This is a genomic window from Flavobacterium defluvii (genome assembly GCF_900129555.1).
GTDB lineage: Bacteria > Bacteroidota > Bacteroidia > Flavobacteriales > Flavobacteriaceae > Flavobacterium > Flavobacterium defluvii.
This window is the reverse complement of sequence record NZ_FQWC01000007.1, coordinates 152,504-165,328: the sequence shown is the minus strand read 5'-3', so window position 1 is coordinate 165,328 and position 12,825 is coordinate 152,504. Positions and strand designations below refer to the sequence as shown.

Annotated in this window: 10 protein-coding genes and 2 tRNA genes; 6 read left to right on the top strand and 6 right to left on the bottom strand. The window is 33.5% G+C overall.

Annotated elements, in window-relative coordinates; translation table 11 throughout:
• Positions 1–13: 13 nt before the first annotated feature.
• Complete coding sequence (locus BUC29_RS15715) at positions 14–1,066, bottom strand: hypothetical protein (protein ID WP_073417122.1); 1,053 nt, start codon at positions 1,064–1,066, stop codon at positions 14–16.
• 107 nt (positions 1,067–1,173) lie between these two features.
• Here BUC29_RS15715 and BUC29_RS15710 point away from each other — a divergent pair, with 107 nt between their 5' ends.
• From BUC29_RS15710 to BUC29_RS15700, 3 genes are all read left to right on the top strand, one after another.
• A complete protein-coding gene (locus BUC29_RS15710; protein WP_073417121.1) occupies positions 1,174–2,082 on the top strand; it encodes an ABC transporter ATP-binding protein in 909 nt (302 codons plus the stop codon).
• A 7-nt stretch (positions 2,083–2,089) separates the two neighbouring features.
• Positions 2,090–2,926: an ABC transporter permease gene (locus BUC29_RS15705; RefSeq protein ID WP_073417120.1), complete on the top strand. Its 837-nt coding sequence runs from the start codon at positions 2,090–2,092 to the stop codon at positions 2,924–2,926.
• A 72-nt stretch (positions 2,927–2,998) separates the two neighbouring features.
• The gene (locus BUC29_RS15700) at positions 2,999–5,266 is read left to right on the top strand and encodes a T9SS type B sorting domain-containing protein (protein WP_244160836.1); all 2,268 of its coding nucleotides are present in this window, start codon (positions 2,999–3,001) and stop codon (positions 5,264–5,266) included.
• Positions 5,267–5,374: 108 nt separating this feature from the next.
• Here BUC29_RS15700 and typA read toward each other — a convergent pair whose 3' ends face one another.
• Entirely contained in the window at positions 5,375–7,171 is a 1,797-nt protein-coding gene (gene typA, locus BUC29_RS15695; RefSeq protein WP_073417118.1) for a translational GTPase TypA, read from the bottom strand.
• A gap of 168 nt (positions 7,172–7,339) precedes the next feature.
• Between typA and BUC29_RS15690 the strand changes: the two genes are divergently transcribed.
• Together BUC29_RS15690 and BUC29_RS15685 are read left to right on the top strand one after the other, a co-directional pair.
• Positions 7,340–9,049, top strand: coding sequence for a PAS domain-containing sensor histidine kinase (locus BUC29_RS15690; RefSeq protein ID WP_073417117.1), 1,710 nt, complete (start codon positions 7,340–7,342; stop codon positions 9,047–9,049).
• A gap of 5 nt (positions 9,050–9,054) precedes the next feature.
• A complete protein-coding gene (locus BUC29_RS15685; protein ID WP_073417116.1) occupies positions 9,055–9,465 on the top strand; it encodes a response regulator in 411 nt (136 codons plus the stop codon).
• Positions 9,466–9,568: 103 nt separating this feature from the next.
• Here the strand turns inward: BUC29_RS15685 and rpsT are convergent, their stop codons facing one another.
• The 4 genes from rpsT to proS all read right to left on the bottom strand — a co-directional run bounded on the left by rpsT (position 9,569) and on the right by proS (position 11,719).
• Positions 9,569–9,820: a 30S ribosomal protein S20 gene (rpsT, locus tag BUC29_RS15680; protein ID WP_073417115.1), complete on the bottom strand. Its 252-nt coding sequence runs from the start codon at positions 9,818–9,820 to the stop codon at positions 9,569–9,571.
• 153 nt (positions 9,821–9,973) lie between these two features.
• Positions 9,974–10,045: transfer RNA gene (locus BUC29_RS15675), tRNA-Glu, on the bottom strand.
• A 45-nt stretch (positions 10,046–10,090) separates the two neighbouring features.
• Positions 10,091–10,162 (bottom strand) — tRNA-Glu (locus tag BUC29_RS15670).
• Between the two features lie 78 nt (positions 10,163–10,240).
• Positions 10,241–11,719: a proline--tRNA ligase gene (gene proS, locus BUC29_RS15665; RefSeq protein WP_073417114.1), complete on the bottom strand. Its 1,479-nt coding sequence runs from the start codon at positions 11,717–11,719 to the stop codon at positions 10,241–10,243.
• Positions 11,720–11,820: 101 nt separating this feature from the next.
• Between proS and BUC29_RS15660 the strand changes: the two genes are divergently transcribed.
• Positions 11,821–12,789, top strand: a complete 969-nt coding sequence (locus tag BUC29_RS15660) for a hypothetical protein (RefSeq protein WP_073417113.1) — start codon at positions 11,821–11,823, stop codon at positions 12,787–12,789.
• The last annotated feature ends 36 nt before the right edge of the window (positions 12,790–12,825 follow it).

Here is a 12,825-nt window from a genome sequence, read left to right as displayed (position 1 = left end):
ATGGGTTTTATCCTTAAACTAAGTTTGTGTTTTTAAAATTACGGATAATAAATTCAAAAGCGGCCTGCATGATGTGTCCCATTGAGCGCGCATTTTTAAATTTCATATCGTTTGTATATCGGTACAATTCCATTTTAAGCTGGTTCAGATGTTCTTCTGTCGAAATGGTATCGTGACACATTATATTCAATAATTTTTTGATTCTGTTTTCGGCAGAATGGATTCTTTTTGCTAAAATCGCTCTTTCTTCATCTTTATACTGAATGATCGAACGTTCTTCTAATTTTTCCTTAATCAATTGAATCATCGGATAATTTTCCTTGAAAAACTGTGGGCGATACACTTTAAAGTTGCCTTCGTAACACTGCTGGTCAAAATCAATCGGGCGAATTTTGTACACTACCTGATCAAAATCGTGAATAGGAACAATTACATAATTGTAGGCGCGCATATCACCCAAAAGCCTGATCATACAACGTTCGTTAAATTTTACAAACTCTTTTGCGATTTGGGCTTTTTCCATTTCGGAACATTTGTCCAGCAGAGTATCCATAAAAACATCACCGGGAATTCCGATAATATGTTCTTCAATCAAAGTATCGTTATACACCAAAAAGTTGATTTTATCCGGAGAAAGGATATCTTCTAATTCGAGTCCGTAAATTCTTGAAGCGTCGGCTTTTTTAATATAAAAATGAACGTAGTTATCATTGAGAATATTTCGAACTTTTATTCTAAAAGGTTTCGAATTTCCAAAAGTACAATAGTCGATTGCATCAATATTTAAATACTGAATAATCTCACTGTTTCCATCAGAATGCAAAAGCGAATATATTTTTTTGAGATTGAGGTCGATTTCGTTTCTTTCGAATTCGCTGTAATAAACGCGAATCCATAAAGTATCGGTTTCATTTTTATCATAAACATTAATTGAACCCGCAAATCGCAGCAAGTCATCATAAAACACAGATACTTTCGAAATACGTTCGTATCTGTCTAAATAACTTAAAAGTGGCTGTGTTAAAGGAAAAGAAGGTTTCTTTAACACCATCAAAGGCTCGCTCATTTTGAATATCTTTATTACAAATTTACATCAATAAGCTGATAAAAATAAATTTGACGTAACAATATAGAACTTGAATCGTCATACTTAAAACTAAAACCGAAACAAATTTGGAAACCATACTTACTATTCAAAATCTAAGCAAAAAATACGGGCGCATACAGGCGTTAAAAAATGTATCTTTTAGCATACAAAAAGGGCATGTCTACGGAATTTTAGGCCCTAACGGAAGCGGAAAATCGACTACTTTAGGAATTGTCCTGAATGTTGTAAATAAAACATCAGGCGATTATAAATGGTTTGACGGAAATGTACAGACGCATGACGCATTGAAAAAAGTAGGTGCCATTATTGAGCGTCCAAATTTTTATCCGTACATGACAGCCGAAGAAAACCTTAAATTGGTTTGCAAAATCAAAAGCATCAATTATTCTAAAATCGAAGAAAAATTGAATCTTGTGGGTTTAATGGAAAGAAAAGATTCTAGGTTCAGCACTTTTTCGCTGGGAATGAAGCAGCGTCTGGCGATTGCATCGGCACTTTTAAATGATCCTGAAATTTTGATCCTGGATGAACCAACAAATGGATTAGATCCGCAGGGAATTCATCAAATTCGTGATATTATTAAAGAAATTGCTTCGCAGGGCACTACCATTTTATTGGCTTCGCATTTATTAGACGAAGTCGAAAAAGTATGTTCACACGTTGTGGTTTTACGAAAAGGCGAAGTTTTATATTCTGGTTCTGTAGATGGAATGTCTGCAAATGAAGGTTTTTTTGAAGTTTCTTCGAATGATAATCTGGCGCTAAAATCTGTTTTATATAACCATCCATCTATTGCCGAAATTAAAGATGAAGACGGGAAAGTTTTAATTTATTTAAAATCAGAGTTATCAGCTTCAGAACTGAATCAGTTTTTATTCTCTAAAAATATTATTTTAAGTCATTTGGTCAAACGTAAAAATAGTTTGGAAGCCCAATTTTTAGAATTAACAAAAAATACAAATCCAAAAAACTAACTAAGCCATGAACAGACTTATTTCTATAGAACTGCAAAAAATCTGGAAAAACAGAGCCAGCCGTATTCTTACTTTAACATATTTTATTTTACTTTCATTTATAGCTTTAATTGCCTCAATTAAATTTGACATTGGCCCTTTTAAATTTCATTTGGCCGAAATGGGAATTTTTAATTTTCCTTTTATATGGCATTTTAATACTTTCATTGCTGCTTTTCTTAAATTTTTCCTTGCTATTGTTATCGTTTCGATGATGGCAAATGAATATAGTTACGGAACTTTAAAACAAAATTTAATTGACGGTTTAAGCAAAAAAGAATTCATTTTATCCAAATTTCTTACCGTTGTGGTTTTTGCATTCTGCTCTACTATTTTTGTTTTTGTGATGAGTTTACTTCTTGGTTTAAGTTTTTCGTCTTACAATGAACTGGATGTCATTTTAATGGATTTGGATTATTTGTTAGCTTTTTTTATAAAACTAACAGGATTCTTTTCTTTCTGTTTATTCCTTGGAATTTTAGTAAAACGCTCTGCTTTTGCTTTAGGATTTTTGTTAGTATGGAGTATTCTTGAAGGCATAATAAAAGGAATTTTGGTTTTTAGAATTTTCCCAAATAGCAATACCGGCGATTACATTATGCAATTTTTGCCGCTGGAAGCAATGTCAAATTTAATCATAGAACCTTTTTCAAGATTATCAGTAATAAAAAGCATCGGAACTCAAATTGGAGTAGAAAATACAAAGGATTACAGTGTTCATTATCTTTCGATTTTTATCGTTGCAGTCTGGACATTTTTGTTTGTTTATTTTTCTTACAAATTATTAAAAAGAAGAGATTTGTAGTATATTTGTTATGCTATGAATCAGGGAAAATGTTTTTTAATTATTTTATTCTTATGCTGTTTATCTTCAAAGATGAATGCTCAATATATAACTATTGATGATCAAAAAACACCACAGCAGCTCATAGAAGATGTTTTAGTAAACAGTACATGCGCTGCTGTTACCAATATAACCGGAATTGGGGATACATATACTCCCGGAAAAAAGAGTTTTGCTTACTTTAATTCAGGTACAAGTAATTTTCCGTTTAAGGAAGGAATTATACTTTCGACTTCTACAAGCACAGAAGGAATTGGTCCTTATTTTAGCAATGAAGGTGGTGGAAGCGAAAATTGGGTTGGAGATAATGATTTAAATCAAATTTTGGGTATAAGTTCTGTAAACGCCACTTCATTCGAATTTGATTTTGTCCCTTTAACCGATTTTCTGAGTTTCAATTATATTTTTGCCTCAAACGAATATCAATATTTTTATCCTTGTGAATACTCAGATGGTTTTGCTTTTTTAATTAAAGAAGCAGGGACTGCAGATCCTTATAAAAATTTAGCCGTTTTACCCAATACAAATACTCCGGTTTCTTCGCTAAATGTTCGCCCGAAAATTGAACCGGGAACTGCTCCAAATGGAGATAAATATCCGGGATGTTCAGAAGTCAATATTGATTATTTTAATGGTCTCAACAATAATACAAGTCCCATTAATTATGCCGGACAAACTATTGTTATGACTGCGCAAACTGACGTAGTTGCCGGGAAAAAATATCATATAAAATTAGTTATTGCCGATGATAAAAACAGATATTATGATTCGGCTGTTTTTTTACAAGCCGGAAGTTTTGCTTCTAAAATAGATTTTGGACCTAATAAAACAACCGCTAATGATGATCCTTTATGTTTTGGAGACAGTTATTTATTAGATCCTAAATTGTCCCCTGCCTATTCTTATAAATGGTTTAAAGACAATGTAGAAGTTGCCACTACGCCAACATATACAGTTACTCAAACAGGAAATTACAAAGTAGAAGTTACGTTAACACCTTCTTCCTGTAGTTTAGAAGGGGAAATTAAAATTGATATCGCTCCTGAAATCCTTTTTACCAATACAACTTTAGTTCAATGTGATGACAATGCAGACGGAACGACTATTTTTAATTTGAATAAAGTAAACAATATTGTAAAAAACAATAATGCCGCTATCTTGAATGAAGGATATTACGAATCACAAGCTAATGCCGAAAACAAAATCAACAAAATAGCTAATCCTGAAAGTTATACTAATAAAACGGCTAATCAAATCATTTATGCCCGATTAGAAAATGAATTTGGGTGCTTTAAAATTTCCCAAGTAACATTACAAATTGCTAATAACAGCATTACAAATCCAAATCCGATAAGTACCTGCGACGGCGACGAAATTCAGGATGGTTTATATCAGTTTGATTTGAATGCAGAAGTTACTCCAAAAATTACAGCGGGACTTCCTAACGGATTAACGGTTTTTTACTATACAACTGCAAATGATGCCGTTACAGAAACGAACGCGCTTCCTAATATTTTTAAAAATACTTCAGCTTTTAATCAAACTATTTATGCCAGAGTTATTAATGGACCCGATTGTTACGGTATAATACCAGTTAATCTGGTTGTAAATACTTTTGATCCGCCTAATTTTGAAGATGAATCTGCTATTATATGCAAAAATGATCAAATAACATTATCAGTTGCTACAGGTTTTAGCAGTTATTTATGGAATAATGGAGAAACTACTAATTCGATATTGATAAATGTTCCGGGTGATTATTCAGTGACTGTAACAGATATGAATGGATGCGAAAAAACTAAAAAATTTAAAATAATTCTATCTGAGCCGGCAGCCATAACCGAAGCAGTAGTTAAGGATTTTTCCGGAAATGATAATTCTGTTTTAATACAATATAATGGTGTTGGCAATTATGAATTTTCATTAGATGGAGAAGTTTTTCAGAATGAGCCATTATTTCAAAATGTACTTCCGGGAATTTATAATGCCATTGCCAGAGATAAAAACGGCTGCGGATTATCAAATTCGTTTGTCGTTTATGTTTTGGATTACCCTCGATTTTTTACGCCAAACGGAGATGGATTTAATGATCTTTGGTTTATTCAAAACTCTAATATTCTTCCTGATTATACAATCCAAATTTTTGATCGCTACGGAAAATTCATAAAACAAATGAATCAAAACAGTTCTGGATGGAATGGCCTTTTCAATGGCCAGCAGCTACCTTCTGATGATTACTGGTTTACATTACTTTTTGCAGATGGAAGAAATGTAAAAGGACATTTTAGTTTGAAGAGATAACTTTTTGCAAATTCCATTTAAAAAAAATTCCAAAAGAGAATATAATTCAAAAAAAATTCCCAAACTCCAGAATTGGAATTTGGGATTTTATATCGAATCTTTATCAGATTAGATTTTGAATCTTTTTCTATCATTTTCGTTCAAGTAGATTTTTCTTAAACGTAAAGATTTTGGAGTAACTTCAACATACTCATCTTTTTGAATGTATTCTAAAGCTTCTTCTAAAGAGAATTTGATAGCTGGAATAATTCTAGCTTTATCATCAGCTCCAGAAGAACGTACGTTTGAAAGTTTTTTAGTTTTAGTAACGTTAACAGTCATATCGTCGCTACGAGTATTTTCTCCAATAACCTGACCTTCGTAGATATCTTCGTTAGGATCAACAAAGAATTTTCCACGGTCTTGTAATTTATCGATAGAGTAAGGAATTGCTTTTCCGTTTTCCATAGAGATTAATGAACCGTTGTTACGTCCAGGAATTTCTCCTTTGTATGGTTCATATCCTATGAAACGGTGCGCCATAATAGCTTCACCAGCTGTAGCAGTAAGTAATTGATTTCTTAAACCGATAATTCCACGAGATGGAATGTTAAATTTAATAATCATACGCTCACCTTTACCTTCCATAGAAAGCATTTCACCTTTACGAATTGTTACGAATTCAACCGCTCTACCTGAAAGGTTTTCTGGTAAGTCGATTGTTAATTCCTCAATTGGCTCACATTTAACACCATCAACTTCTTTGATGATAACTTGCGGCTGACCAATTTGAAGTTCGTATCCTTCTCTTCTCATCGTTTCAATAAGAACTGATAAGTGAAGTACACCACGACCAAAAACCATAAATTTATCAGCAGAGTCAGTTTCTCCAACTTTCATTGCTAAGTTTTTCTCTAGCTCTTTTGTTAATCTTTCACGGATATGACGAGAAGTAACAAATTTACCTTCTTTACCAAAGAAAGGAGAATCGTTAATTGTAAACAACATACTCATTGTTGGCTCGTCGATAGCGATTGTTTGTAAAGCTTCCGGATTTTCGAAGTCAGCGATAGTATCACCAATTTCGAAACCTTCAATACCTACAACAGCACAAATATCTCCAGCAACAACTTCTTCAACTTTTCTACGGCCTAAACCTTCAAAAGTATGTAATTCTTTAATTCTTGATTTGATTACTTTTCCATCTCTTTTTACTAAAGAAATTGGCATTCCTTCTTTTAAAACACCTCTTTCAAGACGACCAATAGCAATACGACCTGTAAAAGAAGAGAAATCTAAAGATGTAATTAACATTTGAGGAGTACCTTCAGAAACTTTAGGAGCCGGAACATTAGCGATAACCATATCTAATAATGGCTCAATGTTTTGAGTCTGTACTTTCCAGTCATCAGACATCCAGTTGTTTTTAGCAGAACCATAAACAGTTGGGAAATCTAATTGCTCTTCTGTTGCGCCTAATTCGAACATTAAGTCAAAAACTTTTTCATGAACTTCTTCAGGAGTACAGTTTTCTTTATCAACTTTATTAATTACAACACATGGTTTTAAACCTAGGTCAATAGCTTTTTGCAATACGAAACGCGTTTGCGGCATAGGTCCTTCAAAAGCATCTACTAACAAACATACACCATCGGCCATGTTCAATACACGTTCTACTTCACCTCCAAAATCGGCGTGGCCTGGAGTGTCGATAATATTGATTTTTGTTCCTTTGTACTGAACAGAAACGTTTTTTGAAGTAATAGTAATACCTCTCTCACGCTCTAAATCGTTATTATCAAGAATTAAATCACCTGTGTTTTCGTTTTCACGAAATAATTGACAGTGATACATAATTTTATCAACCAAAGTGGTTTTACCGTGATCGACGTGGGCAATAATTGCAATATTTCTAATAGATTCCATTTGTTATTTTTAATGGGTGCAAAAGTACACTTTATTTTGATAAAAAAAACGTTTCTGCGATAGTTATCGTATATACAACGAATTAGTTCATTAAATCAGTATTATTTTAAGACCTAAAATGAACTTTACATATTGTTTAGTTATAGTTAATTTAACTATATTTGAGTAATGAAAAGTAAAACTCTCAAAATTACTCTCGTTTACGTTATCATATCGTTAATTATGGCAATCATCTGCCATAATCTACTTACTAAGTACTTTTTTGAAACCAGATATTCTTATTTGTTTTTTCTAAAAGACGTTTTTTTCATAATAACTACAGCATTCATTTTCAGATACATATTAGCAAAAAATGAAAGCAAAAATATTTCTGTTTTTAAAAAATTAAAAAAAACGAATGAAGAAATTAAGGAATCTAATGAAAAATACGACATTGTAGCAAAGGCAACAAGCGATACAATTTGGGACTGGAAAATACAGGAAGACAAGATAAATTGGAACAAGGGAATTGAAAGTGTTTTCGGTTATAATCCCGAAGAAGTTGGAAAAACTTCAAAATGGTGGTTTGACAAAATTCATCCCGAAGACAGCATCAGAATGTCTATTAAATTATACTCTTTTATTGAGCAAAAAACCGAAAAATGGCAGGATCAATACCGATTTAAATGCGCCGATGGAACTTATAAATATGTTTTAGACAGAGGTTTTTTATTAAAAGATGAAAATGGAAGAGCCATCAGAATGATCGGGGCTATTCAGGACATCACCAAACAAAAGGAAGAAGAACAGCGATTAAAATTATTAGAAACAGTAATTACACAATCTAAAGATTCCATTTTAATTACAGAGGCAAACTCTAAAGATCATAAAATACCCAAAATTGTTTACGTTAACCCTGCATTTTCTCAAATGTCGGGCTACGAATCAAATGAAATTATTGGAAAATCTACTAATATATTTAAAGGTCCAAAATCTGATTCTGAAGAATTAAAAAAGCTTTTAAGAGCCATTGAAAACGAAGAAGAATGTGTAATCGAAACCATAACGTACACCAAAACACAAGAAGAATATTGGGTTCGTTTTGCCATGATTCCAATTTTTAATAATGAAGGTGTAATCACACACTGGATTTCTATTCAAAGAGACATTACGGATGAAAAGAAGCTAGAAACTGAAAAAGAACATCTTATCCGTGAATTAACCCAAAACAATAAAGATTTAAAACAATTCTCATACATTACCTCCCATAATCTTCGAGCGCCATTATCTAATTTAATCGGTCTCTTAAATCTTATAGAAGATATCCCAATTGAAGATGAAGAACTTGAAGAAATTCTGGCTGGTTTTACCAAATCTACTCATTTATTAAATGAAACCATAAATGATTTGGTAAAAGTCATTATAATAAAAGACAATCCTTCTATGCAAAAAGAAGAAGTTTCTTTAAAAGAAGTTTTTGAGAATGTTTTCAGTCAGTTATCTTTTCAAATCGAATTACATAAACCAATTATCAAATTAAAGTTTGATAAAGTACCTTTGCTAAATATTAACAAAGCGTATATTGAAAGCATTTTACTTAACCTACTGACTAATTCAATAAAATACAAATCAGAAAACAGAAAATTAAAAATATCTATTACCGCTGAACAAATAGAAAATCAAGCTATTATAACATTTAAAGACAATGGAATAGGGATTGATTTAGAAAGAAACCGAGACAAAGTTTTTGGGCTTTATCAAAGATTTCACAATTATCCCGACAGTAAAGGACTAGGTTTGTATCTTGTAAAATCTCAGGTAGAAACCATGGGAGGAACAATTAGTATTGACAGCGAAGTAAACAAAGGCACCACATTTACCATAACATTTAAAAACTAACACGTATGCTTGAGCAAATTTTATGTATTGACGATGATCCAATTACATTGATGCTTTGCAAAAAAGTAATTTTAAAATCTTCGTTTTCTCGTGAAATTATTACAGCTCAAAACGGCGAAGAAGCACTACATCATTTTAATACTTTAAAATACACCAATAACAAAAACAAAGTAAGCAAAAAACCCGAACTGATTTTTTTAGATTTAAATATGCCCGTTATGGGAGGCTGGGAATTTTTAGACCACTTTACTTCAGATGCTTACGCAGAATTCAATTCTGCCAAAGTAATAGTACTTTCATCTACTATAGATCCCGAAGATTTAATGAAAGCAAAAAAATATCCAATTATAATAGACTTCCTTTCAAAGCCAATTACACAGGCAATGCTGGAATACCTTAAAAAGAAAATTATGTAATTAAATTCCTGAGGGGATTTTAAAATTGAGTTTTTCCATACAGATATAAACAAAAAAAGTCCTCTAAAAGAGGACTTTTATATATTTAGCATATTGTAATTAATTACAATTTAGCAACATGTTTAGTTAATTTAGACTTCAAGTTAGAAGCTTTATTATCATGAATGATGTTCTTTTTAGCTAATTTATCAATCATAGAAATTACAGTTGATAATTTTGCAGTAGCATCAGCTTTATCAGTAGCTAATCTTAATGCTTTAATAGCATTACGAGTAGTTTTATGTTGATATCTGTTAAGAACTCTTCTCTTTTCGTTACTTCTGATTCTTTTTAATGCTGACTTATGATTTGCCATTTTCTTTAATTTTAGATGTAATAATTATTATAAATACTAGTTAAAAAAGAAAAACCTCCCACAATTGCAAAACAATCACTTTGGTTTTAACTAATAAAATAAAAACCGAGACACCAATTTTTATTTTACAAAACTTATTTACAACTAATTTTGTAGTCCGTAGGGGAATCGAACCCCTGTTACCAGGATGAAAACCTGGCGTCCTAACCCCTAGACGAACGGACCTAAATTCTCCTAAGTTGGAAACTTTTCAACATGTAATATAACTTGTAGTCCGTGGGGGAATCGAACCCCCCTTACCAGGATGAAAACCTGGCGTCCTAACCGATAGACGAACGGACCGCGCTTCTGTATTGCGGATGCAAAGATACATCTATTTTTTATTTGCGCAACACCTAACACAAAAAAATATATAATTTTTTAATACGCCTTCGCAAAAAGCACTCTTTTAGAAGAAGGATTCCCAGTAAACACACAGGTTCCCGCCTCTTCAACAGCATCTAAAGGAATGCATCGAATCGTCGCTTTTGTCAAATCTTTTATCTTTTCTTCAGTAGCAGCAGTTCCATCCCAATGAGCCGAAATGAACCCTCCTTTTCCTTCCAAAACCTGCTTAAATTCCTCAAAATTATTTACTTCCGTAATATGAGTGTTTCGGTAATTTAATGCTCTGTCAAATAAATCTGTTTGGATTTGCTCTAATAGATTATTTACATGTTCTACAATTTTTTCAGCAGAAACAACCTCTTTTGTCAAATTATCACGTCTTGCAACCTCAAAAGTTCCGTTCTCTAAATCTTTTGGACCAACAGCAATTCTAACAGGAACTCCTTTTAATTCCCATTCCGCAAATTTGAATCCCGGTTTTTGAGTTGTTCTGTCATCATATTTAACTGAAATCCTAAGTTTTCTCAACTTAGCAGTTAATTCATTTACAGCTGTGGTAATTTCAGCAAGCTGCTCATCTGTTTTATGAATAGGAACAATTACAACTTGTATTGGCGCAAGGTTTGGAGGCAGGACCAATCCCTGATCATCAGAATGTGTCATAATTAATGCACCCATCAAACGGGTAGAAACTCCCCACGAAGTTCCCCAAACATGTTCTTGTTTTCCTTCAGCATTAGCAAACTTCACATCAAAAGCTTTTGCAAAGTTCTGACCCAAAAAGTGAGAAGTTCCAGCCTGTAATGCCTTTCCATCCTGCATTAATGCTTCAATACAATACGTTTCATCAGCACCAGCAAAACGCTCGCTCTCAGTTTTAAAACCTTTTACAACCGGAATCGCCATAAAGTTTTCAGCAAAATCTGCATAGACATTCATCATTTTTTCAGACTCTTCTAATGCCTCACCTTTTGTTGCATGAGCCGTATGCCCTTCCTGCCACAAAAATTCTGCTGTTCTTAAAAACAAACGTGTACGCATTTCCCAACGCACCACATTTGCCCATTGATTAATAAGTAAAGGTAAATCTCTATATGACTGCACCCATCCTTTATATGTAGACCAGATAATTGCCTCACTTGTGGGACGAACAATCAGTTCTTCTTCAAGTTTAGCATTTGGATCAACCATTAATTTCCCAGGTCTTTCCTCATCATTCTTTAATCTGTAATGCGTTACAACAGCGCATTCTTTTGCAAATCCTTCTGCATTTTTTTCCTCAGCCTCAAACATACTCTTCGGCACAAATAAAGGGAAATAAGCATTTTGATGTCCTGTTTCTTTAAACATTCTATCTAACTCTGCCTGCATCTTTTCCCAAATTGCATAGCCGTATGGTTTGATCACCATACATCCTCTAACTCCTGAATTTTCAGCTAAATCTGCTTTAACAACCAGCTCATTATACCATTTAGAATAATCTTCTGATCGTGTAGTAAGGTTCTTACTCATATTATATAGTTTGGCACAAATTTTGTTTTAATAATTTTAACTAAATAGTTTGACAAAACTAACTATTTTTGTAATGTGCAACAATAAAAAACACCACAGATATGAAAACTAATATTACTCTCCGCCAAAACTCAAGTCATTTTTACTTAATTGGATTACTGAGTTTTCTGTTAGCATCGTGTGGTTCTTACCAAAATACATCATATCAGGACAACGATGGTGTTTATGGTAACTCTACCAACAGATACGCGCAATCAAATACCACAAACACAAACAATCAATATAAAGATTATTTCAGATCTCTTCAGGATGATAATCAGCCAACAGAAATTTTTACAGATGTAGACAATTATGGCAATTATTCTGAAAGCGACAGCACACAGACCGCAGCTGTTGCTTCTTACCCGGCATGGGGAAGCAGTAATTCTGATGTTTCTGTAAACGTTTATTCTGACCCAACATGGTCATTCGGATTCGGATGGGGATACCCTTATTACGGATGGGGATATGGCGGATACTGGGGCAGCTATTGGGGCTGGGGCTATCCTGGATACGCTTGGGGATACCCAGGGTATTGGGGACCTGGATGGGGATATCCTGGCTACTGGGGCGGTTATTACAGAAATTACTCTTACAGTTATGGAAGAAGAGGATCAGCAGCTTACTACGGCGGCAGAAATTATGCTTATAACAGAAACTACGTAAACAGCAGAAACTATACAAATAGAGGAAGCTACTACAATTCAAACAGAAATTACACAAGCAGAAATAGCTTTTCTGACTACAGAAGAAGCTCTTCTATAAACGGAGGAACTTACAACTCCAGTCCTACTTTTACAAATAGAAGAAGTTATTCTCAAGGTCAAAATAACAGCTACGATTATTCTAACAGAAGATCAAGTTCGGCAACTAACAGAAGTTATAACTACAACAATAACAACAGCAGTCCATCAAGAACTTACTCTCCTAGCCCATCACGCTCTATGAACAGTGGAGGCGGAAGCATGAGATCATCCGGCGGCGGAGGCGGTGGAAGATCCTACGGAGGCGGAGGAGGCGGAAGAAGGTAACATTTTCCTTCTTTTGAACATCTAATAAAAAGACAT

Bases quoted from the DNA above. Each gene is read 5' to 3' on its own strand.
- BUC29_RS15715 (WP_073417122.1), bottom strand. From the start codon at position 1,066: ATGAGCGAGCCTTTGATGGTGTTAAAGAAACCTTCTTTTCCTTTAACA.
- BUC29_RS15705 (WP_073417120.1), top strand. From the start codon at position 2,090: ATGAACAGACTTATTTCTATAGAACTGCAAAAAATCTGGAAAAACAGA.
- BUC29_RS15700 (WP_244160836.1), top strand. From the start codon at position 2,999: ATGAATGCTCAATATATAACTATTGATGATCAAAAAACACCACAGCAG.
- typA (WP_073417118.1), bottom strand. From the start codon at position 7,171: ATGGAATCTATTAGAAATATTGCAATTATTGCCCACGTCGATCACGGT.
- BUC29_RS15690 (WP_073417117.1), top strand. From the start codon at position 7,340: ATGAAAAGTAAAACTCTCAAAATTACTCTCGTTTACGTTATCATATCG.
- BUC29_RS15685 (WP_073417116.1), top strand. From the start codon at position 9,055: ATGCTTGAGCAAATTTTATGTATTGACGATGATCCAATTACATTGATG.
- rpsT (WP_073417115.1), bottom strand. From the start codon at position 9,820: ATGGCAAATCATAAGTCAGCATTAAAAAGAATCAGAAGTAACGAAAAG.
- proS (WP_073417114.1), bottom strand. From the start codon at position 11,719: ATGAGTAAGAACCTTACTACACGATCAGAAGATTATTCTAAATGGTAT.
- BUC29_RS15660 (WP_073417113.1), top strand. From the start codon at position 11,821: ATGAAAACTAATATTACTCTCCGCCAAAACTCAAGTCATTTTTACTTA.